Genomic DNA, 21169 nt, shown 5'->3' with positions numbered 1-21169 from the left:
GCTATGAAAAAAGGTAAAGGAATGCGCTTTGTCGGTGATTCACGAATTAATGCCGATAAAACGTCCCAAGTACCTAAAGATTATTCGGAATATCCTGGTAGAACGGAAGCATTCTGGCCGAACTTCTTATTAAAAGAGTGGCTAGTTGGATCTGTCTTTTTAGTAGGATTTTTATGTGCAACGATTGCTTCACCTGCTCCTTTACAAGGGCTAGCTGATCCTTCAGATGCAGGATATATTCCATTACCAGACTGGTATTTCTTATTTTTATATCAATTATTAAAGTATCCATTTGCGAGTGGAGATTTCATTATTTTAGGTATGATTGTATTACCTGGTTTAGCATTCGGGGCTCTATTCCTTGCACCATTCTTAGATAATGGTCCTGGAAGAAGACCACCACAGCGTCCAATCGCTGTAGGAATGATGTTATTAGCGTTAATTTCTGCAATATGGTTAACATATGAAGCTGCAGGTCCTGTTGATTTCAAACAAATTGCGGAAGATAACCCACCGGTATTACAAGCTGATATCGAAATCGATACGGAACACCCAGGATATGAAGCATACGAAAGTAGCTGTTTATCATGTCACGGTGATTCATTAGATGGTGGAGCTGCAGGTCCATCTCTAATCGGTATCGAACATACAGAGGAAGAAATTGCTGATATTGCTGTAAACGGTACTGGAGACATGCCTCCGGGAATGTTTGAAGGTTCGGATGAAGAGTTAGCTGATTTAGCGGACTTCATTTTAACTGTAAACGAAGAAGCAGAATAATAGCAAATTACTCTCTAACTATATAAACAGTCATGTGTATCAACAGTGATATACATGGCTGTTTTTGTTTTCATTAATCTATGCTTAAGTTCGTTCATATCCGTCAATAATGGATAATAGCTGACAAATTTACATTCATTTTATTGTGTAGAAGGTTCTTCTTCTTTCAATGAAATGTTTTCCGTATTGTATACGTGTCAAGTTATGATACACTAAAAGATATTCCTGAAAAGAAGGGAGGATATCCACGTATGAATTGGAAATTTATATTGACGTATAAACCATTTTTAATCATACTATTTTTAATTAATTTATTTGGCACCATATACGGTTACTATTGGTACAAATATCAATTGGAAATAACACCGCCTATTTTTATCCCATTCGTACCTGATAGTCCAACAGCAAGTTTGTTTTTCACCATTTTTTTGCTCTTTTTTATGTTTGGCAAGCACGTTCCTTATATTGAAGCATTAGCGATTACTTCTTTAATAAAATATGGTATTTGGGCAGTTGTCATGAATATTCTTACATTGATTATTACTGGAAGCTTAAACTGGCAAGGATATATGTTAATAGCATCACATGGAGCGATGGCTATTCAAGGAGTGTTATATGCACCATATTATCAAATACAATTAAAACATTTAGCTGTTGCAGCGATAGTTTTATTACATAATGAAATAATTGATTATGTATATGGTATGATGCCAATTTATCCTGTTATAAATGATTATATGAAAGAAATAGGTTACTTCACATTTTGGTTATCCATTTTTACCATTTTATTTACATATCATATAACGATTAAAAAGAAACAAAACAATTCAATACATAAATAAAAAATGGATACATACAATGTCGTATAACATTTTTGAAGGTGGTGGTCTCTATACATTTATATATATCGATCATTCTCATAGGGATCATAATAAATGTATATATTTACACCCCGTTATATGAAGGGCAATTGTATCCATTTACGATCATTTTTATAATTATTTCTACTGTAATTATTTCTGTATTAACATATGTAAGTTGGAGAAAATATAAAGCGATGAAACAACAGGAAAAAGAACGCCATCGTTGACTTTCATCATTGATTTGACTATTATTGACGATAGGAGACGAAATAGTTGGAGGGTGAATCATGTCATTAGGAGCGTATATTATATACTTTATCTTATTAATGATTATTCCATTGTGGGCCCAATCGAAGGTAAAAACAACGTACAGTAAATATTCAAAGGTTGTTACATCTTCTTCATTAACGGGTGCACAAGTAGCACGTAAAATATTAGATGAAAATGGTCTATTTGATGTTCATATTGAAGAAGTTAAAGGAACGTTAACAGATCATTATGATCCGAGATCAAAGGTCGTTCGATTATCAACAGGGAATTACCATGGTCATTCTATGGCTGCTGCAGCTGTTGCGGCACATGAGGTTGGTCATGCGATTCAAGACGCTGAATCATATGCATTTTTAAATTTTAGAACGGCTTTAGTACCGTTAGCTAGTTTTGGCTCGAATAGTGCATTTATCATTATTTTTGCTGGAATAATATTAAATTCCATGAATTTAATATTATTAGGTATTATTTTTATGTCGTTTGCTGTTTTATTTCAACTTATAACATTACCAGTTGAATTTAATGCATCAAGTAGAGCGATGGATCAGCTCGTCATGACAGGTATTATTACGAACAGTGAAGAAAGGGAAACAAAAAAAGTGTTAAATGCCGCAGCTTTAACATATGTAGCTGCAGCGCTTGTAGCAGTTGCTGAATTACTTCGTTTTATATTGATGTTTTTAGCAAACAGAGATTAAAGAGATAGTAGTATGTAACAAGAAAGATTGTTATATACTACTTTTTTTATGTTAGAAACAGTTAAAACAGTTGTCAAAAGAAGTTGTTTTCGTTAACATTATGATTAATTAATGAAAATAATGGAGCGATTACAATGGAAGATAATCCAGTTTATACAACGAAAGAAATTGAAAAAGCAGTAGATAATTATATTTCACAATTTAAAGAAGGATATTTTTCTCCACTCGCTTTAATGGCAAGGCTTTCCGAAGAAACAGGGGAGCTAGCAAGAGAAATAAATCATTATTATGGAGAAAAACCGAAAAAAGCAACAGAAGAAGTGAAAACGGTCGAGGAAGAGATCGGGGACATATTGTTCGTCTTAGCTTGTATAACGAATTCACTCGATTTAAATTTATCAGAAGCGTTTCATACGTCTATTACTAAAATAACGACGAGAGATAAAGATCGTTGGACAAAAAAAGAAGAAAATTAGGGGGATATAATGATGGCGATTAAAATAGTATTAGCTGGTCCAAGAGGGAAAATGGGTACAGAAGCAATAAAAATGATTGAGAATGAATCTAATTTTGAATTAGTTAGCTGTATTGATCGAAAAAACAATGGAAAGAAATTATCTGAAGTAATACCGAGTACGGCATTACAAGCACCAATTTTTGAAGACCCAGAAACCTGCTTTTCATCTGTTAAAGCAGATGTATTTATAGATTTAACGATTCCGAATGTTGGGTATATTAATACAAAAGCAGCTTTAGAACACGGCGTTCATGCCGTAGTTGGAACATCTGGTTTTACGGATGAACAAATAAGTGAGTTAACTAAAATAGCTGAAGCAAAAGGTATCGGTTGTATTATTGCACCTAACTTTGCATTAGGGGCTGTTTTAATGATGGTCTTTAGTAAAATGGCTGCAAAATATTTTCCAGACGTAGAAGTAATTGAAAAACATCATGATCAAAAAATTGATGCTCCATCTGGTACAGCGGTGAAAACAGTGGAAATGATAAAGGAAGTACGTGAAGCGAAGCAACAAGGTCATCCAGATGAATATGAAAGTGTGGAAGGAGCAAGAGGAGCAAACATAGATGGGATCCATCTTCATAGTATGCGTCTTCCAGGTTTAGTAGCACATCAGGAAGTCGTATTTGGAAGCAAAAGTCAATTATTATCGATTAAACATGATTCGTTCCATCGAGAATCATTTATGGACGGACTACGTTTAGCAATAGAAGAAGTGAGTAAATATAAAACGCTCGTGTATGGTTTAGAAAATATTTTAGATTTACAATAAATAAGAAAGATTGGTGAAATAATGAACATCGCATTAATTGCACATGATAAAAAGAAAGATGATATGATTAAATTTTCGATTGCTTATAAACATATTTTAAAAAAGCATACACTATTTGCAACGGGTACAACAGGTTCTTTAATTGAAAAAGCGACAAATTTATCGATTAAGAAGTTCCAATCAGGACCAATAGGTGGAGACCAACAAATCGGTGCTTTAGTTGCGACGAATGATATGGATATTATTTTCTTTTTTCGCGATCCATTGACAGCACAACCACATGAACCAGATGTTAGTGCATTAATGCGATTATGTGATGTTCATTTAATTCCTTTAGCGACAAATATTGCAGCTGCAGAAGTATTGATCCATGGATTAGAACGTGGAGATTTTCAGTGGCGAACATATATGAAAAATCGAGAAGAGGGTTCTAATTCATGAAAAAAATTGGTATTACATGCTATCCGACAGTTGGTGGCTCGGGTATAATAGCAACAGAACTTGGTAAAATGTTAGCGGAACGAGGATTTGAGGTACATTTTATAACTTCTAGCTTACCATTTCGCTTAGATTGTATTCATCCAAATATTTATTATCATGAAGTTGAAATCAACCATTATCCGGTATTTCAATATCCACCATATGATTTAGCATTAGCGGCTAAAATGGCCGATGTCATTGACCGCGAAAAATTGGATATATTACATGTACATTATGCTATGCCACATGCAATTAGTGCAATTTTAGCAAAAGATATCGCAAATCATGATGTGAAAATTGTGACCACATTGCACGGAACAGATATAACGGTATTAGGTATTGATAAAACATTTAAACGAATGATTAAATATGGTATTGAGCAATCTGATGCTGTTACAGCTGTATCAGATTCACTTGTCAATGACACCATTCAACAATTACTAGTCGAAAAAAAAATACATGTTATTTATAATTTCGTTAATGAAGAACAGTATTACAAAAAAGAGCGCCAGTTTGTAAAAAAAGATTATGAGATAGAAGATGATGAATGTGTCGTAATTCACATATCTAATTTCCGGAAAGTAAAACGAATACAAGATGTCATTCAAACATTTTCACTAATTCAACAAGGAGTAAAAAGTAAATTATTGCTTGTTGGAGATGGACCGGAAATGCAAACAGCGATTGATTGTGTGAAAAAATACGACATAGAAGATAAAGTGTTGTTTTTAGGAAAACAAAAAAACATTAGTGATCTACTATCAATCTCGGACCTAAAATTATTAATGTCTGAGAAAGAGAGTTTTGGTTTAGTATTATTAGAAGCAATGGCTTGTGAGGTACCGACAATCGGTACAAGTGTTGGTGGTATACCAGAAGTAATCATCCATGATAAAACAGGATATATTGTCCCTTTAGGGGACACAGAAAAAGCAGCAACATATGCCATTGATTTATTGAAAGATAAGAAAAAATTAGAGCGATTTAGACATAATGCATTGGAACGAGTCCATAATATGTTTGGATCGGGAAAAATTCTAGATGAGTACATTACCTTATATGACCAATTACTAGCAAATAGGTGAATTTATGTTACCAAAGTCATTTGAACATGTATATGAAATATTAGAACAAATTGAAAAAAATGGAGAAGTTGCTTATATCGTTGGGGGAGCAGTTCGTAATTATTTATTGGAAAAAGAAATAAATGATATTGATATTACGACATCTGCAACTCCAACACAAATAGCAACATTTTTCCCTAATGTTGTTGATATTGCAAGTGAATATGGAACCGTTTTAGTCATTCATCACAATGTTCCTTATGAAATCACTACTTTTCGTGGACTGAAAAGCACACTAGAAGATGACTTAATGTATCGTGATTTTACAATGAATGCGATTGCAATGGATAAGAGTGGAGATATAGTTGATGTTTATGAAGGTCTCACTCATTTACATGAAAAACGTATCGTAGCGGTTCAACATGCAACTGATAGAATTACGGAAGACCCTTTGCGAATTATTCGTGCCATTCGTTTTGTTAGCGAACTTCAATTTTCACTAGATGATACATTAGTAAACGTTATGAAAGATGAAGCATTTCGATTAGAACAAATTGCAACAGAACGGATGTTACAGGAGTGGACGAAGCTCATAAAAGGTCACTCTATTCAACTTGCATGGAAATATATGAACACAGTACAAATCGCTTTATATTTGCCACTTTTCAAAGAGAAGCCAATAATGATGAACGAGTTAGCTACAATAACGAGACCATTTAGCGGATTGGCAGAATTTGTCGCTTATATGTGCATACAAAAAAATGATTTTTCTATTCAACATTGGATAAAAAAATGGAAAATGCCTAATGAAGTTAGAAATAATGCGAATAAACTTCTTGTTTATTATGATCATTACCAGTTACATGGAATCGATGATATGCTAATATACGATGTGGCAGAGCCGTTAATCACGCCATTTGTACAACTGTTACAAAAAGTAACAGAAAGTTTATCAAAGAATATAGATCGTCATAAGTGGATAGAAAAAAAACAAGCTTTGCCGATTGAGAGTCGATCTGCACTTGTTGTCACCGGACGTGATATAATGGAGTTATTCCCAGAAAAACGGACAGGTAAATGGATAGGTGACTTACTTCGTGAAGTAGAAGTTGCTGTCGTAAAAGGTCATTTACCAAATGAAAAAATAATTTTAAAGGAGTGGATTCAATGTCATCCACCCGTAAACGATTAATAGAGTTATTAATGCATCATGAAGATACATATATTTCTGGACAAGTTTTATCCGAAAAATTATCTATCTCTCGTAATGCGGTTTGGAAACATATGAATGAATTAAAAAAAGATGGATATACCATTGAAGCGAAAGCAAAATTAGGCTATAAAATTATAAGTTATCCGAATAAAGTAAGCGAAAACACGATCTCATGGGGATTAAACACAAATTGGCTTGGTAACCGTATCGTACATAGAGAAACAGTTACTTCGACACAAAGAATTGCACATGAACTTGCTTTAGACGGTGCACAACACGGTACGATTGTCATTGCAGATGAACAAACAGAAGGAAAAGGTCGAATAGGCAAGCAATGGGATTCAAAAAGTGGTAAAGGTATTTGGATGAGTATGATTTTACGCCCTAATATACCACCTTATTTAGCACCACAATTGACCTTATTAACAGCAACCGTTGTAGCTGAAGTAATCGATAAAGAAACTTCTGTTACACCACAAATTAAGTGGCCAAATGACGTGTTAGTAGATGGTAAAAAAATTGCAGGCATTTTAACCGAAATGCAGGCGGAACAAGATCAAATATCTTATGTTATTGTTGGAATTGGGATAAATGTCAATCAGGAAAAAAATGAAATACCTGTTAATACAAATTATGAAGCAAGTTCCTTGTTCTTAGAAACAAAACAGGAATTGAACATGGTCGCCCTTTTGCAAAGAATATTACAAACATTTGAAGATAAATATGACCGTTTCCTTGATCGTGGTTTTGAAGAAGTGAAACAGCAATGGGAAAGTTATGGATTTCGGATACATGAACGTTTACAAGTAACGATTGCTAAGGAAACATGGGATGGTATTTTTCTAGGCATTGCAGAGGACGGCGCATTATTAATGGATCGAGCTGGAGAAATAAAACGAATTTATTCAGGTGAAATTGCTTGGTTTTAAGGAGGAAAACAATTGTTAACAACATTAAAATGGAAGCAAATGAAAGAGAATAATGAAAAAATTACGATGCTTACTGCTTATGATTATCCATCAGCTAAACAAGCAGAACAAGCAGGTGTTGATACTATTTTAGTTGGAGATTCTTTAGGAATGGTTGTTTTAGGGTACCAATCGACAACAGAAGTGACGATTGATGATATGGTGCACCATGCAAAAGCAGTTAGACGAGGGGCACCAAATACATTTGTTGTCGTCGATATGCCTTTTATGTCTTACCACGAATCATTAGAAAAAGCAGTCGAAAACGCAACGCGATTGTTTCAATCATCGAATGCACAAGCACTTAAAATTGAAGGTGCATCGGATTTAACATTACAAGTGATTAAACGTTTAACTGAAGGCGGGATTCCTGTAGTCGGTCATTTAGGGTTAACACCACAAATGGTTAATGTATTAGGAGGATATCGCGTTCAAGCTAAAAATAACGAGGCAATTGATCAATTAATACACGACGCAAAACAGTTAGAAGCACATGGAGCGTTTGCCATTGTTTTTGAATGTATACCGAAAGAAATTGGTGCATTAGTGACAGAGTCTTTAACTATACCAACAATCGGTATTGGAGCTGGTGCTGCCTGTGATGGACAAGTATTAGTGTACCATGACATATTACAATATGGCGGGGATGGCTATCCTAAATTCGTCAAACATTTTGGTGATTTTAATCATATCGGCGTTCAAGCAATTCAACAATACGTACAAGAAGTAAAATCCGGTGCATTCCCTGAAGAAGCACATACGTATACAGTTGGCAAAGATTTGGTCAAAGAAGGGTAACGAGATGAAAGTTATATATGATGTAAAGTCATTAAAAGAAGAATTAAATACATGTGGAGATAAATCAATTGGTTTTGTACCTACGATGGGTTATTTACATGAAGGTCATTTATCACTCGTGACAGAAGCTAAAAATGAAAATGATATAATAGTGATGAGTATTTTTGTTAATCCATTACAATTCGGACCGAACGAAGACCTAGATACATACCCACGAGACGAGGAAAGAGATTGTGTATTGGCAGAAGCCGCTGGAGTAGATATTCTATTTATGCCTTCTGTAGAAGTAATGTATCCAAATCATATGTCCATTCAAATGACGGTAACGAATAGAACGGATGTATTGTGTGGACAGAGTAGGCCTGGACATTTTGATGGTGTTGTAACAGTGTTAACAAAATTATTTCATTTAATTATGCCGACGAGAGCTTATTTTGGATTAAAGGATGCCCAGCAATTTGCAGTCGTTCATTATCTTGTAAAGGATTTAAACTTTCCATTAACAGTGATTGGTTTACAAACAGTTCGTGAGCGTGATGGTTTGGCAAAAAGTAGTCGTAATGTATATTTATCTGAAACGGAAAGAAAAAATGCATTAGCATTATACCGTTCTTTACAACATGCGAAGGATTTAGTGCAAAATGGTTGGACAGATGTTGTTCGTTTAAAAGAGGAGATACATCGTTATTTAGAACATAATTGTACTGGAACTGTAGATTATGTTGATATACTACGTTATCCGGATTTAACAATTGTGGACGAGCTTCATGAACAGGTAATTATCGCCGTAGCAGTTCAATTTGCCAAAGCAAGGCTAATCGATAATATTATTTTAACTAAAGATGGTCATGAAGTGAAAACTGTAAATGGGGAGATGAACGATTCATGTTTCGTACAATGATGAAATCAAAAATACACCGTGCACGTGTGACAGAAGCAAACTTAAATTATGTAGGTAGTATAACGATTGATCAAGATATTATGGATCAAGTGAATATTATTGCAAATGAACAAGTGCAAATTGTAAATAATAACAATGGTGCACGTTTTGAAACGTACGTCATTCCTGGTGAAAGAGGTTCAGGTATTATTTGCTTAAATGGGGCTGCTGCAAGATTAGTCCAAAAAGATGATGTCGTTATCATTATTGCTTATGCGATGGTACAAGAAGAAAATTTAAAAACATTTACACCGAAAATTGCCATCATGAATGAAAAGAATGAAATTGAACAATACATCGAGGAAGAACCATCGTTAACGATTTTATAAGGAATATATGAAGGAAGTTGGATGGAAAATGCTAACAAAACAACGTCCATACATTAATTGGAAGATAGTATTTATTTCTATCATCATTATTGCAATTTTGGCATGTGCATTTTATATACTTCAAAGTTATCGAACGATTGTCGCATCAAAATTGCCGAATGAAGAAAAAGTGGAAAAATTAATTCAACAAGAAACAAATATAATTGACATTGATGATGTTACCGAGTTCCAAGAAATAGATACGATTTATATTGCAACAGGTAAAAATGAAAAAAAAGAACCTTTAATTGCTTTTATAAAAGAAAAAAGTGAGGATTCAAAACAATATATAAAACAGTATAAACAAGAAGAGTTACAAAGTGCAGAAGAGTTAGTAAAAGAATGGAAAAGTGAATGTACATCTTGTATATTAAAAAAGACAAACTACGCAATGATTGATAAAAATCCATTATTAGAAATAACGTATGAAGATGAACATAAGCGTTACGTTTTTGTATATTATTCATTAGAAGATGGAAGTGTTTTTGAACAAATGAAATTAAATAGGAAATATCAATAGAAAGGTAAAGGTAGATATAAAATGGAGTTATCAAAACGTGTACAATCTTTATCTGGTTCACCAACTTTAGCAATTTCAGCGAAAGCAAAACAATTAAAAGACGAAGGCCATGATGTGATCGGTTTAGGTGTAGGGGAGCCAGATTTTAATACACCTACTTATATCATGGATGCGGCTAAAAAAGCAATGGATGAAGGCATGACAAAGTATACACCAGCAGGCGGAATTCCGGCTTTAAAAACAGCTATTGTCGAAAAGTTACAAACAGATCATCATTTGACATATGAGACAAATCAAGTGATTGTTACAACAGGTGCTAAATATGCGTTATATGCATTATTCCAAGTTGTGTTAAATGAAGGGGACGAAGTAATCATTCCTACACCTTATTGGGTTAGTTATCCTGAACATGTTCAACTTGCTGGCGGTAAGCCTGTTTTTGTGGAAGGGTTAGAATCGAAGGACTTCAAAATAACGAAAGAACAATTAGAAGCCGTTATTACCCCTAAAACGAAAGCTGTTATCATTAATTCCCCTAGTAATCCAACTGGAATGATGTATTCAAAAGAGGAATTAGCAACAATTGCAGAAGTTTGTATTAAACATAATATTTTAATTGTATCAGATGAAATTTATGAACGTTTAATTTATGCAAAAGAACCACATGTATCGATAGCAGAAATTAGTAATGCTGCAAAAGAACAAACTGTTATTATAAATGGAGTGAGTAAATCCCATGCAATGACAGGATGGAGAATTGGGTATGCAGTTGGACCTGACAATATTATTAAAGCAATGACAAACCATGCATCACATGCGACATCAAACCCAACATCGATTGCACAGTATGCTGCATTAGAAGCATATACAAATCAGACTGAAGATGAAAAAATTGCCAATGAAATGCGACAAACGTTTCATGAACGATTAGATCGTTTATATGAATTAATGAACGACATTCCCGGATTTTCTTGTGCGAAACCAAAAGGAGCATTCTATATTTTCCCGAACGTGATAGAGGCAGTAAAAATGAATGGCTTTCATGATGTGAATGAATGGGCTAAAGCATTATTAGAGGAAGAAAAAGTTGCAGTTGTACCAGGAATAGGATTTGGTGCTCCAAATAATATTCGTTTATCCTATGCTACATCACTAGAATTATTAGAGGAAGCGGCTAAACGGATTAAACGATTCGTTATAGAGTATCAAAAGTAAAATTAATCGAGATCGATAGAGAAATGTCCTTTTTCCTCTATCGATTTTTTCATGCTATACTATAGGTTGGGAGGGGAAGAAATGAATGAACAATATAATTTAGAACAGATGCTATTAGACCAAATGTCAGTGCCTATGAAATTATTAACTGATTACAAAAAAATTGGTCTCCATGAATATGATGTGATGGTTGTATTACAAATTCATCGTTTTTTACAAAAAGATGAAGAATTTCCGACCCCTTCAGAATTGGCTAATTATTTAACGATTTCTGTCGAACAATGTATGGAAATTATTCGTAAATTGATGCAACGAAATTTATTAACGATGATACAAAAAGAAAATGAACTTGGGCAATTAACAGAAGCATATAGTTTATTGTTGTTATGGAAAAAATTATATACAGAAGAAAAACAAGAAGAAAATGAAGAGGGCACGATTTTTATCTTATTTGAACAAGAATTTGGTAGACCATTATCTCCATTTGAAATAGAAACCATTAGCGTTTGGTTAGATGAAGATAAAATGAAGCCATCGTTAATAAAGGCTGCTTTAAGAGAAGCGGTTTTAATGAGTAAATTAAACTTTAAATATATTGATCGAATTTTAAGGGAATGGAAGCGAAAAGGTATTCGTTCGGTTGAACAAGCTAGAACGGAAGGCGAAAAATTTCGTACCAATCAGGTAACAAAGCATTATGAAGTGGAAAAAAGAGACACTTCCATTTATTTCAATTGGCTCGAGGGGGACGACTAATTTGTTAACAAGAAAAGAAATTCGTTTTTGTTTAGATGAAATGGCAAAAATGTTTCCAGATGCACACTGTGAACTCGTACATGAAAATTCATTTGAATTAGTTATCGCAGTTTTAATGTCAGCACAAACGACAGATGTAAATGTGAATAGAGTAACTGAAACGATGTTTAAAAAATATAAAACTCCAGAAGATTATTTAGCTGTACCATTGGAAGAATTAGAAAATGATATACGGACAATTGGATTGTTTCGTTCAAAGGCAAAAAACATTCAAAAATTATGCCGAACATTAATAGATGAATATAATGGGGAAGTTCCACAAACGAGAGAAGAATTAATGAAACTAGCAGGTGTAGGACGAAAGACAGCAAATGTTGTCATGTCCGTTGCATTTGACGAACCAGCAATTGCTGTAGATACGCATGTGGAACGAGTAGCAAAACGGCTAGCATTTTGTCGTTGGAAAGACTCTGTGTTAGAAGTGGAAGAAACATTAATGAGGAAAATACCGATGGAAGAGTGGAGTGTAACACACCATCGATTAATATTCTTCGGACGATATCATTGCAAGGCAGCAAAACCTAACTGTGAAACATGTACTTTGCTTACAGTTTGTCGTGAAGGTAAAAAAAGAATGCGTGCAAAAGAGAAAGCATTAAAAAAATAATGTATGTATGAAGAAAAAGGATTTCAGTACACTACTGAAATCCTTTTTTGATGTGATGTAATGATATTTACTCTTCATTAGTATTGTTTACAGGTTGTTCGTTTTCACTACTATTACCCTCTGGATCTTCTGCTTCGTTGTTTTGTGTCTCATTCTCATTATTTTCTTGTTGGTTGTTACCATTACTATTGTCATTATCATTATCATTATTATTTTCATCATCATCTGGAACGTCTATACTCGTACTCTTACTATTTCCTTGTTCTCCATCGACAACCGGGGTCACCGTAATGGTATAGGTTGTTCCTGGTTCGACATTAGAAAACTGTAAACTCGTCGATGATACAGAATCTTTTTGACCATTTATATCTACTTCAAATGTTGCACCATCTCCATCATAATCCCAAGTTGCGGATATAGTGTTGGAAGAAGCATCATAACTTGCTTGAAGATTTTCTATTTCTCCTATATCCTCTTCTTCCTCATTAATTGTAATGGAAGTTGATGCAGGATCACTTTTTTCATTTGATTCTTTGCTAACTGCAACAACTTCTATCGTATATGTGGCACCATCATCTACATCAGATATCGTTGCCCCTGTATCAGATGTTGAAGTTAGATCTTTCATAGACCCATCATCTTTTTTGTAACGAACATCAAAGCTTACGTCCAAGTCACTATCATAATCCCAACTTATGTCTATTTCATTTCGGTCTTCTTCATATGTTGCACTTAAATTAGAAACAGGATCTAAAGAATCTACTTCATCGGCTACTTCATCTGGTACTGTTCCTTTAACAAATAGCTCTCTTGTAACACTGTCGGAAGCCATTCCACTACCAGCAACGACAGGAGGATTAGAACCTTTTACAATGTTTTGTTCGACAACGGAGTCTGGTTTTACAAAATCATCTGTTTCAATATCCTTCGATAATTCTGTCATAATATGCCTGAATAAGTGTAACGGTATTTGTGTATCAGGTAATATTTCATTATTGTCGTTATATCCAGTCCATGCCGTTATCGTATAATTTGTGGAATATCCAGCAAACCAGGCGTTGTTAGATCCAGCCTTCTCAGGGTGGTTAGTAGTACCTGTTTTACCTGCAATAGGTAAATGAGAGACGTTCGCATTGGTACCAGTACCTCTATCGACAACATCTTTTAGCATGTCTGTTACCATATATGCTGTATAATCTTCCATAACTGGTTCAGATTTAGGTTTTAAGTCAACGACAGAACCATCTTCAAATTCAACTTTTGTTACAGCATATGGTTCTGTATAAACCCCTTCATTTCCAAATGCACTGAATGCACCCGCCAGTTCTAAAGGTGAGTATTCATTTACAGTTCCACCAATGGCATCTCTAGGGTCTAATACATCTGTGTTGAATGAGAGTCCCAAATTTTCTCCAAATTCTTTTACTCGATCAGAACCAATCTCTTCTAACGTTTTAGCTGCTGGTACGTTATAAGATTGTTCTAAGGCAAATCTTTGTGAAACCCAACCGTGATATTGTCTATCCCAGTTTCGAATTGTATTTGAGCCTTCAGGTGTATATTCTTCATCTAAGATTTGATGATACGTAGACCATTGTTCATATTCAATTGCAGGACCATAGGCTAGTAATGGTTTCACGACCGATCCAGGTTGTCTATGTGCGTTAATTGCATAGTTTGAACCAAATGCATTTTCTCTATTTCTACTACCACCAATTGCTTGAATCGCCCCTGTTTTAGTATCAATTACAGATACTCCAGCTAATAAATCTTCGTCTGGATATGGGATTGGGTTTTCCTCGCTATCCGTTAATAAAAATTCCACATATTCTTGTGCGTCCGTATCAAGTGTCGTATAAACTTTTAATCCCGCTGTATTAATATCTGTACCTTCTAATTTTTCTTCTAATTCTCTTTCTACTTGTTGAATAAATGCATCATATGGGAAAGATTTTGGTTTTTCATCTGTTAAAACAGAAGATACGTCAATAGCCGCAGCTTCATCTGCTTCTTCTTGTGTAATCTTTCCATGACGAACCATTAATTTTAATACTGTATCAACTCTGTCTTGCATTAATTCAGGATTTTCAAAAGGATTATATGCAGATGGTCGTTGCGGTAGTCCAGCTAACATTGCAGCTTCAAGCAATGTTAAATCATGTAAATCATCTTTACCAAAATAAACTTCTGCCGCTTTTGCTACACCATACGCATTACTTCCATAGAATATTTTATTTAAATACATTTCCATTATTTGTTCCTTTGAAAATTCTCTCTCTAACTTCATTGCAATCCATTGTTCTTGTACTTTTAATTTAATAGATTTTTCAGGAGTTAAAAATAAATTTTCGGCAACTTGTTGTGTAATAGTACTAGCACCTTCTGCACCGAATCCTCGTTGGAAGTTCGCTTTCACTGCACCAGCGATTCTTCGTAAATCGATTCCTTTATGTTCAAAGAATCGAACATCTTCTGTTGCAGTAACCGCATCAATTAAAACTTGAGGTAAATCGTCATATTCAATTTTTATTCTATTTTCGGCACCTCTGTCAGCGAATTGATTTCCATCTTGATCATAATATTGTGAAGCGAATGCTACATCAAGTTTGTCAATATCAATTTTTGGAGCAGTCATAATGAAATAAGCAAAAACTCCACCTACTACTAAAAACATCAATAATATAAATGCGAATAAATAGGTGATTACTCGTTTCCATACTGGTTTTTTTCCTTTTTTAGACTTTTGTTGTTTTTTTCTTCTTGCTGTTCTTGATTTTGTATCAGCCATATTAAATCCTCCTAACTAAAAAAACGTTCATCAATAATTGGTAAATAGTTTACTCTAGCTTGAAATTGTAGTGGTATTTGTTCGCCTTTTGTTTTTATATCCTCATATGAAAGTGACTTTTTTCCACCTTGCATCATTTTTTCGTATGCTTGTAAGATGTCTTTTGCCTCTATGAAATATGTTTCATCCATCGCTGTAAAACGTATGAGACAAAAACAGATCCCGCCATGTTCTACAATTTGTTGCATATGGGAAAACTGGTGATCATGAAAATTTGCTAAAGGAAATAATGTTTTATTTTTTGTTTCTTTCGCTTCAAAATCGATATGTTTTCCTTTATAAATCCCATTATAATCTGTTGTTGATTTACTTTGAAAATAAGCTTCAGTGATTACGGCTGCACTACGTTTTGGATAATGGACACGGACGATTTGAATCGGTGTCGGTTTTTTATGAACAATAGCTTTGTTCGTTGCAAGATAATATTCATTCGTTGCATTAATATCCTCTTCCAATGACATTCCTCTATTACTATAAGACTGGACATTATTCGTTTTTTTTACACGGTTTGATTGATTCGCACGTGGACGAACTCCATTTGGATAATTCATGCTCATCCTCCTAACACCTTATATTATAGTATTACTTTTTGAAACCTACAACATGTAACATCTTATTCTCATCGTATTCTCATAATGTTTTGACGTTCTTTAGACAAATTAAAATGAAATGTCATATCATGTCATATTTTAAAAACCTTTGTCATTTAAAAGGATTATGATGATTTCATCAAGAAAAATAGAGTAAAAAAAAGGATGTGGAAATATATGTTAAAGTTGAAAGAGAAAGAAGTAGATGAATTGTTTCAAAATTTGTATATTCAATGTGTTAAAATTGAAAAAATGTATGCCAAAAAAGTAAATGAATATATTTCAACCGAATTTAAAAAATTTGATACTTCCATTGATTTTTATGAGAAAATTATTGATAATATGAATAACTAGACAGAAAAGGTTGATGCACATGACAGAAGTGAAACAATTAACAGAATCACTTATAGCATATATGCAAAAATTGGAAATAGTATTTAATAAAGGAGAAAAACCAACTCATAATGATCATGCTTTTTTTGAAAAGGTACGGACAGAAATCAATCCGATATATGATATGGTGGAGGCATGGGAGGAAAAAACAAGTTATCTTATCCAGCAACGAAAAGTGGACTTACATCCAAAACAAGTTGATGCAACAGTAAAAAGCATAAAAGCAATTGCATTACATAGTTATTATCTAGATGTTCGCAAGAGAAGATATCAAGATATAAAAAAATCAGTTGAATATGTATTGCAATTATTATTAAAGGAGTTGTCTTCATGAAGGAAACATTAATTGAACGAGCAAAAAAAGCACAAGAAAAAGCACATGTACCATATTCAAACTTCCGGGTTGGGGCTGCATTACTGACAGAAGATGGAAAAATTTATGAAGGATGCAATATTGAAGTAAGCTCTTTTTCATTAACGTGTTGTGCAGAGAGAACAGCTATTTTTAAAGCGGTATCTGAAGGAGAAAAGCAATTTAAGGCAATAGCTGTAATTGGAGATAGTGAAGGTCCAGTAAGTCCATGTGGGGCATGTAGACAAGTAATGGCAGATTTTTTTGATGAGCATATGAAGGTTTATTTAACGAATCACCACAATGAAATAAAAGAAATGACGGTAGCACAATTATTGCCATATTCGTTTTCATTAGATAAATTATAATGTTTATTTGAGGAAGCTTTCTGTAAGCTTCTTTTTTATGGTATAATATATAAAAGTAGAAATATAAATAATGTGAAGTTGTTTATATGAATTGTTGAGGTGATTTGTATGTCAATTAATCGAATTCAATTAACCGTAAATGATATTTTAGAAAAAGATTTTAAAAAGTCCATGCGTGGATATAATGAAGAAGATGTAGATGCATTTTTAGACGTTATTATCCAGGATTATGAAGCTTTTCAAAAAGAAATTGAAGCATTAAAACAAGAGAATGAACGATTTAAAAGAAGTGAAACACCAACACCACAAAGACAACAAACAACACCATCCCAAGTTAATTATGATGTTTTAAAAAGACTATCCAACTTGGAAAAGGCTGTTTTTGGACAAAAGTTATCCGAAAAAGAAGGGTAAAACTTGTTTAAAAATGACTGTATATAGTATACTGTTTTAGGAATACTTTTGTAATCGCTGCGTGCTTTGTGTACGTAGAGGAAAGTCCATGCTCACACAAACTGCGATGTTTGTAGTGTTCATGCTTGACGAAAAAATAAGTCAAGGTAGCTTTATATAAGGCTAACGGCAGGAGTTTATTCCTACGTCGATTTTGATATGGAATAAAGCCTTGAAAGTGCCACAGTGACGAGGAAGGTTGGAAACAATCGGAAGTGGAACGGGTAAACCCCATGAGTGAGCAACCCAAACTATGGTAGGGGCACTCTCTTAGTAGGAAATGAACGAACGGAGAGACGAGTAGTAAATACTTGTAGATAAATGATTACAGCTGGAGTACGAGGTTGACCACCGTTTGTAGTACGAAAGAACAGAACATGGCTTACGAAGTATTCTTAGGTCATTGATACAAAAAGTTGAAACCTGTTTAGCAGTATTTACTGTAAATAGGTTTTTATTTTTTATTAATGGATATAGAGAGGGACAATAATATGGCACAAACAGTAAAATTAATTGCTACAAGTGCGATGGGTTTAGAATCACTTGTTGCAAATGAAGTGCGTGATTTAGGATATGAACCGACTGTAGATAATGGAAAAGTTGTTTTTGAAGCACCAATCTCGGCAATTCCCCGTTGTAATTTATGGCTTCGTGTTGCAGACCGTGTAAAATTAGTCATTGGGGAATTTAAAGCTATTACATTTGATGAATTATTTGAAAAGACGAAAGGTCTTCCTTGGGAAAAGTATATTTCTGAGGAAGGGAAATTTCCCGTATCAGGAAAATCACATAAATCAACATTATTTAGTGTTTCGGATTGTCAAGCAATCGTAAAAAAGGCAATTGTTGAACGATTAAAACAAAAACACGGAGTAGCAAGTAGAATGCCAGAATCGGGAGAAATGTATAAAGTAGAAGTTGCTTTATTAAAGGATATTGCAACTTTAACAATTGATACATCTGGTGAAGGACTTCATAAAAGAGGGTACCGTGTAGGGCAAGGAGATGCTCCTTTAAAAGAAACATTAGCTGCTGCTTTAGTCCAATTAACGAATTGGACACCGAATGACTTTTTTATGGATCCGTTTTGTGGATCTGGTACGATTGCAATTGAAGCTGCTTTAATTGGACAAAATATTGCCCCTGGTTTTAATCGTGCTTTTGCATCGGAAGAATGGGCGTTTATTAAGCAGCGATTATGGGATGAAGCATTTGAAGAAGCGGAGAACAAAGCGAATTATGATCAGCCGTTACATATTATCGGTACAGATATTGATCACAAAATGATTGAAATAAGTAAACAAAATGCATTAGAAGCTGGTTTAGGAGGTTTAATTACATTTAAACAAATGCAAGCGGCAGATATTTCCATTAAAGAAGAAAATGGATATATCGTCACAAACCCTCCATATGGAGAGAGAATAAAAGATGCAACATATGTACATGAGTTGTACAACACATTAGGAAAAATAATGAAGGAGCATCCAACTTGGAGTGTTTACTTATTAACTTCCTATAAAAAATTTGAACAAGCCTATGGTTCAAAAGCAACGAAACGAAGAAAACTGTTTAATGGTTTTATTGAAACGCAGTATTACCAATATTTTGGAAAGAAACGATAGTCTATTGATATATATATAGGTTTGCGAGGGATTGGGGGTTATCTTCCCCCTAATTCTTTCTCAAAACCTACTGCATGACTGAAAAATGCCACTCTTAATATTTCACAACTACATAATTCATTGAATTCAGTTATGGGAAAGTAGTTATTTTTTTATCTAATTGTAAGCCGTAATCAAACAACACATGTATGGCATCAAGCATCTCTCGTTATGATAAAGGCTTCAATTGAAAGAGTTGTTTTTCTATGTCGCATGAAGAATTAATCATCGTCCCTATAATACTCCATCCTGAAAAAGAAATAGCTATATTATCTATCCCAACCGTTTCTTCGGCAATTCTTGTTTGTTAGAAAAAATCAGGAAACCTTGAATTTTTCTTTCATTAACGGTGTGGATGAGTATATCATTCAAACTTAATTAGAAATGGATACATATAAAGAAGTACCTAAATTGTGAAAGGGAATGGGAACAATGAACTTAACTGGAGTATGATAAACTTACAGCAAGAAGTGTACGTATTAATTGAATAAAATTATAATCTCAACGATAAAATAAACGAACTGAGTGTAAAATTGGAAAAAAAAACGATATAAGTAAATTGAAAAACAGCTTAGTATTTAAGGAAAATTAGTATTATCACGCTGGCGCGAAAAAAGAGAAAAAAGACTTATTGTCCATCGTGAAGGGATAATAATGAAAAATTAATAAAGCTACACAATAGAAACGCAAAAGATATTAATTGTATTAGAAATGTCCAGTATGCGATACATAACAAAGTAATCTCAATAGGGGATTTTTCATAATCAAATATAAAACAGTCGATTGATAGTATTTGTTTAATTGATATTTTTAACCATTTCTATCATAATTAGAAATATATTTAATTTTGGAGGTTGGTAATGTGAGGAAATATTTATTTATTGTTTTTAGTGCATTATTAATTTTATCAGCTTGTGGTGGATCAAATGATAAAAAGGTTGTAAATGAATTGGAAGAAGAAACAGATGATAAGTCCGAAGAAAGTAATGGAGACGAAATAGATCGTAACAATGAAAATGGTGAGGTCATGAAACTAGGCGAAACAGGTTACGTAGATGATGGAATTTTTCAATATGAAATTACGCCTTTGAGTTTTGAAATATTTGAGGAAAGAAACGGAACTTCTGTTAATAATGATGATGAGGTGTTTGTATTAATCGACTATACAATAAAAAGTTTAAGTGAAGAGGGGTTTGAGGAAGAAGAAATGTTAATAGGAGGCGATTTATTATTAAAAAATTCGCAGGGAAATATAGCTTCAGAAATCACTTATTATGACTATGATTTTGTCGATAAAATAGCGGAAACGATTGAACCTGAAAAATCGTATGATAGTCAAATGTTGTTTGAAGTTCCCAAGTCGGAGACCTCTGAATACACTTTACATTTTGGATCTTACTCATCTGATATCAATGATGCAGAATGGTCTTTCGAGGAGTCAGAAGCAAAGTAGGTAATAAGATTATGGAATAATTCCGATTGATAGCACCCATAGTGGTGCTTTTTTAATACCCAAAATTAGGTGGTTGGTGATTATATAATATGTGTAAAAAGAAAAATGAATTGACCGTAGAACTAACTATTATACTCATGTTGAATCTAGACTTTTAAA

25 protein-coding genes and 1 other RNA gene are annotated in these 21169 nt (G+C 33.8%); 24 read left to right on the top strand and 2 right to left on the bottom strand.

The genetic code is table 11. The features are described 5' to 3' along the window. Positions 1-3: 3 nt before the first annotated feature. The 17 genes from SPD45_RS00400 (at position 4) to nth (ending at position 12892) form a co-directional block, all read left to right on the top strand. A complete protein-coding gene (locus SPD45_RS00400) occupies positions 4-780 on the top strand; it encodes a menaquinol-cytochrome c reductase cytochrome b/c subunit (protein ID WP_336265600.1) in 777 nt (258 codons plus the stop codon). A 251-nt stretch (positions 781-1031) separates the two neighbouring features. Further along, complete coding sequence (locus tag SPD45_RS00395; RefSeq protein ID WP_336265599.1) at positions 1032-1622, top strand: DUF1405 domain-containing protein; 591 nt, start codon at positions 1032-1034, stop codon at positions 1620-1622. A 38-nt stretch (positions 1623-1660) separates the two neighbouring features. Further along, positions 1661-1870 (top strand): sporulation protein YpjB, encoded by a 210-nt coding sequence (locus tag SPD45_RS14355; protein WP_442961975.1) that lies wholly within the window; start codon positions 1661-1663, stop codon positions 1868-1870. Positions 1871-1930: 60 nt separating this feature from the next. Beyond that, positions 1931-2611 carry a zinc metallopeptidase gene (locus SPD45_RS00390; RefSeq protein WP_336265598.1) on the top strand — a complete coding sequence of 227 codons (681 nt, stop codon included), beginning with the start codon at positions 1931-1933 and terminating at the stop codon, positions 2609-2611. A 134-nt stretch (positions 2612-2745) separates the two neighbouring features. After that, positions 2746-3087 (top strand): nucleotide pyrophosphohydrolase, encoded by a 342-nt coding sequence (locus tag SPD45_RS00385; RefSeq protein WP_336265597.1) that lies wholly within the window; start codon positions 2746-2748, stop codon positions 3085-3087. A 9-nt stretch (positions 3088-3096) separates the two neighbouring features. Further along, complete coding sequence (gene dapB / locus SPD45_RS00380) at positions 3097-3903, top strand: 4-hydroxy-tetrahydrodipicolinate reductase (protein WP_336265596.1); 807 nt, start codon at positions 3097-3099, stop codon at positions 3901-3903. Between the two features lie 21 nt (positions 3904-3924). After that, a complete protein-coding gene (mgsA, locus tag SPD45_RS00375; protein ID WP_336265595.1) occupies positions 3925-4344 on the top strand; it encodes a methylglyoxal synthase in 420 nt (139 codons plus the stop codon). After that, positions 4341-5468, top strand: a complete 1128-nt coding sequence (gene bshA, locus SPD45_RS00370; RefSeq protein ID WP_336265594.1) for an N-acetyl-alpha-D-glucosaminyl L-malate synthase BshA — start codon at positions 4341-4343, stop codon at positions 5466-5468. The genes mgsA and bshA overlap by 4 nt, the downstream gene beginning before the upstream one ends. A 4-nt stretch (positions 5469-5472) precedes the next feature. Next, positions 5473-6639, top strand: coding sequence for a CCA tRNA nucleotidyltransferase (locus SPD45_RS00365; RefSeq protein WP_336265593.1), 1167 nt, complete (start codon positions 5473-5475; stop codon positions 6637-6639). Further along, positions 6615-7589, top strand: coding sequence for a biotin--[acetyl-CoA-carboxylase] ligase (locus SPD45_RS00360; protein ID WP_336265592.1), 975 nt, complete (start codon positions 6615-6617; stop codon positions 7587-7589). The genes SPD45_RS00365 and SPD45_RS00360 overlap by 25 nt, the downstream gene beginning before the upstream one ends. Before the next feature lie 12 nt (positions 7590-7601). Continuing rightward, positions 7602-8426, top strand: a complete 825-nt coding sequence (panB, locus tag SPD45_RS00355) for a 3-methyl-2-oxobutanoate hydroxymethyltransferase (RefSeq protein WP_336265591.1) — start codon at positions 7602-7604, stop codon at positions 8424-8426. A gap of 4 nt (positions 8427-8430) precedes the next feature. Continuing rightward, entirely contained in the window at positions 8431-9327 is an 897-nt protein-coding gene (gene panC, locus SPD45_RS00350) for a pantoate--beta-alanine ligase (RefSeq protein ID WP_336265590.1), read from the top strand. Continuing rightward, positions 9312-9695, top strand: a complete 384-nt coding sequence (panD, locus tag SPD45_RS00345; protein ID WP_336265589.1) for an aspartate 1-decarboxylase — start codon at positions 9312-9314, stop codon at positions 9693-9695. The genes panC and panD overlap by 16 nt, the downstream gene beginning before the upstream one ends. Positions 9696-9723: 28 nt before the next feature. Then, positions 9724-10254 (top strand): hypothetical protein, encoded by a 531-nt coding sequence (locus tag SPD45_RS00340; RefSeq protein WP_336265588.1) that lies wholly within the window; start codon positions 9724-9726, stop codon positions 10252-10254. 21 nt (positions 10255-10275) lie between these two features. Beyond that, complete coding sequence (locus tag SPD45_RS00335; protein WP_336265587.1) at positions 10276-11469, top strand: pyridoxal phosphate-dependent aminotransferase; 1194 nt, start codon at positions 10276-10278, stop codon at positions 11467-11469. A gap of 81 nt (positions 11470-11550) precedes the next feature. After that, a complete protein-coding gene (locus tag SPD45_RS00330; RefSeq protein WP_336265586.1) occupies positions 11551-12225 on the top strand; it encodes a DnaD domain-containing protein in 675 nt (224 codons plus the stop codon). 1 nt (position 12226) lies between these two features. Continuing rightward, positions 12227-12892, top strand: a complete 666-nt coding sequence (gene nth / locus SPD45_RS00325) for an endonuclease III (protein ID WP_336265585.1) — start codon at positions 12227-12229, stop codon at positions 12890-12892. Between the two features lie 67 nt (positions 12893-12959). Here nth and SPD45_RS00320 read toward each other — a convergent pair whose 3' ends face one another. Both SPD45_RS00320 and recU read right to left on the bottom strand, forming a co-directional pair. Continuing rightward, complete coding sequence (locus SPD45_RS00320; protein ID WP_336265584.1) at positions 12960-15680, bottom strand: PBP1A family penicillin-binding protein; 2721 nt, start codon at positions 15678-15680, stop codon at positions 12960-12962. Between the two features lie 11 nt (positions 15681-15691). Next, the gene (recU, locus tag SPD45_RS00315; RefSeq protein ID WP_336265583.1) at positions 15692-16291 is read right to left on the bottom strand and encodes a Holliday junction resolvase RecU; all 600 of its coding nucleotides are present in this window, start codon (positions 16289-16291) and stop codon (positions 15692-15694) included. Positions 16292-16507: 216 nt separating this feature from the next. On the opposite strand from recU, the gene SPD45_RS00310 reads away from it, so the two are divergent. The 7 genes from SPD45_RS00310 (at position 16508) to SPD45_RS00280 (ending at position 21010) form a co-directional block, all read left to right on the top strand. Beyond that, complete coding sequence (locus SPD45_RS00310; protein ID WP_336265582.1) at positions 16508-16684, top strand: hypothetical protein; 177 nt, start codon at positions 16508-16510, stop codon at positions 16682-16684. A gap of 19 nt (positions 16685-16703) precedes the next feature. After that, positions 16704-17057 carry a DUF1798 family protein gene (locus SPD45_RS00305; protein WP_336265581.1) on the top strand — a complete coding sequence of 118 codons (354 nt, stop codon included), beginning with the start codon at positions 16704-16706 and terminating at the stop codon, positions 17055-17057. Then, complete coding sequence (locus tag SPD45_RS00300; protein WP_336265580.1) at positions 17054-17443, top strand: cytidine deaminase; 390 nt, start codon at positions 17054-17056, stop codon at positions 17441-17443. The genes SPD45_RS00305 and SPD45_RS00300 overlap by 4 nt, the downstream gene beginning before the upstream one ends. Positions 17444-17551: 108 nt before the next feature. Beyond that, positions 17552-17857 carry a cell division regulator GpsB gene (gene gpsB, locus SPD45_RS00295; RefSeq protein ID WP_336265579.1) on the top strand — a complete coding sequence of 102 codons (306 nt, stop codon included), beginning with the start codon at positions 17552-17554 and terminating at the stop codon, positions 17855-17857. A 42-nt stretch (positions 17858-17899) separates the two neighbouring features. Continuing rightward, positions 17900-18286, top strand: an RNA gene (gene rnpB / locus SPD45_RS00290) — RNase P RNA component class B. Between the two features lie 101 nt (positions 18287-18387). Further along, a complete protein-coding gene (locus tag SPD45_RS00285) occupies positions 18388-19518 on the top strand; it encodes a THUMP domain-containing class I SAM-dependent RNA methyltransferase (protein WP_336265578.1) in 1131 nt (376 codons plus the stop codon). A gap of 901 nt (positions 19519-20419) precedes the next feature. Further along, positions 20420-21010, top strand: coding sequence for a hypothetical protein (locus SPD45_RS00280; RefSeq protein ID WP_336265577.1), 591 nt, complete (start codon positions 20420-20422; stop codon positions 21008-21010). Positions 21011-21169 lie beyond the last annotated feature (159 nt).

It is taken from the genome of Pseudogracilibacillus sp. SO10305, from assembly GCF_037072005.1.
GTDB lineage: Bacteria > Bacillota > Bacilli > Bacillales > Amphibacillaceae > Pseudogracilibacillus > Pseudogracilibacillus intestinigallinarum.
The sequence above is the reverse complement of the archived record's forward strand: the minus strand, read 5'-3'. Positions and strand labels throughout refer to the sequence as shown.

Bases quoted from the DNA above. Each gene is read 5' to 3' on its own strand.
- SPD45_RS00400 (WP_336265600.1), top strand. From the start codon at position 4: ATGAAAAAAGGTAAAGGAATGCGCTTTGTCGGTGATTCACGAATTAAT.
- SPD45_RS00360 (WP_336265592.1), top strand. From the start codon at position 6,615: ATGTCATCCACCCGTAAACGATTAATAGAGTTATTAATGCATCATGAA.
- SPD45_RS00340 (WP_336265588.1), top strand. From the start codon at position 9,724: ATGCTAACAAAACAACGTCCATACATTAATTGGAAGATAGTATTTATT.
- SPD45_RS00300 (WP_336265580.1), top strand. From the start codon at position 17,054: ATGAAGGAAACATTAATTGAACGAGCAAAAAAAGCACAAGAAAAAGCA.
- panC (WP_336265590.1), top strand. From the start codon at position 8,431: ATGAAAGTTATATATGATGTAAAGTCATTAAAAGAAGAATTAAATACA.
- SPD45_RS00305 (WP_336265581.1), top strand. From the start codon at position 16,704: ATGACAGAAGTGAAACAATTAACAGAATCACTTATAGCATATATGCAA.
- recU (WP_336265583.1), bottom strand. From the start codon at position 16,291: ATGAATTATCCAAATGGAGTTCGTCCACGTGCGAATCAATCAAACCGT.
- SPD45_RS00330 (WP_336265586.1), top strand. From the start codon at position 11,551: ATGAATGAACAATATAATTTAGAACAGATGCTATTAGACCAAATGTCA.
- mgsA (WP_336265595.1), top strand. From the start codon at position 3,925: ATGAACATCGCATTAATTGCACATGATAAAAAGAAAGATGATATGATT.
- bshA (WP_336265594.1), top strand. From the start codon at position 4,341: ATGAAAAAAATTGGTATTACATGCTATCCGACAGTTGGTGGCTCGGGT.
- SPD45_RS00390 (WP_336265598.1), top strand. From the start codon at position 1,931: ATGTCATTAGGAGCGTATATTATATACTTTATCTTATTAATGATTATT.
- dapB (WP_336265596.1), top strand. From the start codon at position 3,097: ATGATGGCGATTAAAATAGTATTAGCTGGTCCAAGAGGGAAAATGGGT.
- panD (WP_336265589.1), top strand. From the start codon at position 9,312: ATGTTTCGTACAATGATGAAATCAAAAATACACCGTGCACGTGTGACA.
- SPD45_RS00320 (WP_336265584.1), bottom strand. From the start codon at position 15,680: ATGGCTGATACAAAATCAAGAACAGCAAGAAGAAAAAAACAACAAAAG.
- SPD45_RS00385 (WP_336265597.1), top strand. From the start codon at position 2,746: ATGGAAGATAATCCAGTTTATACAACGAAAGAAATTGAAAAAGCAGTA.
- SPD45_RS00395 (WP_336265599.1), top strand. From the start codon at position 1,032: ATGAATTGGAAATTTATATTGACGTATAAACCATTTTTAATCATACTA.
- gpsB (WP_336265579.1), top strand. From the start codon at position 17,552: ATGTCAATTAATCGAATTCAATTAACCGTAAATGATATTTTAGAAAAA.
- SPD45_RS00285 (WP_336265578.1), top strand. From the start codon at position 18,388: ATGGCACAAACAGTAAAATTAATTGCTACAAGTGCGATGGGTTTAGAA.
- SPD45_RS00365 (WP_336265593.1), top strand. From the start codon at position 5,473: ATGTTACCAAAGTCATTTGAACATGTATATGAAATATTAGAACAAATT.
- SPD45_RS00310 (WP_336265582.1), top strand. From the start codon at position 16,508: ATGTTAAAGTTGAAAGAGAAAGAAGTAGATGAATTGTTTCAAAATTTG.
- SPD45_RS00335 (WP_336265587.1), top strand. From the start codon at position 10,276: ATGGAGTTATCAAAACGTGTACAATCTTTATCTGGTTCACCAACTTTA.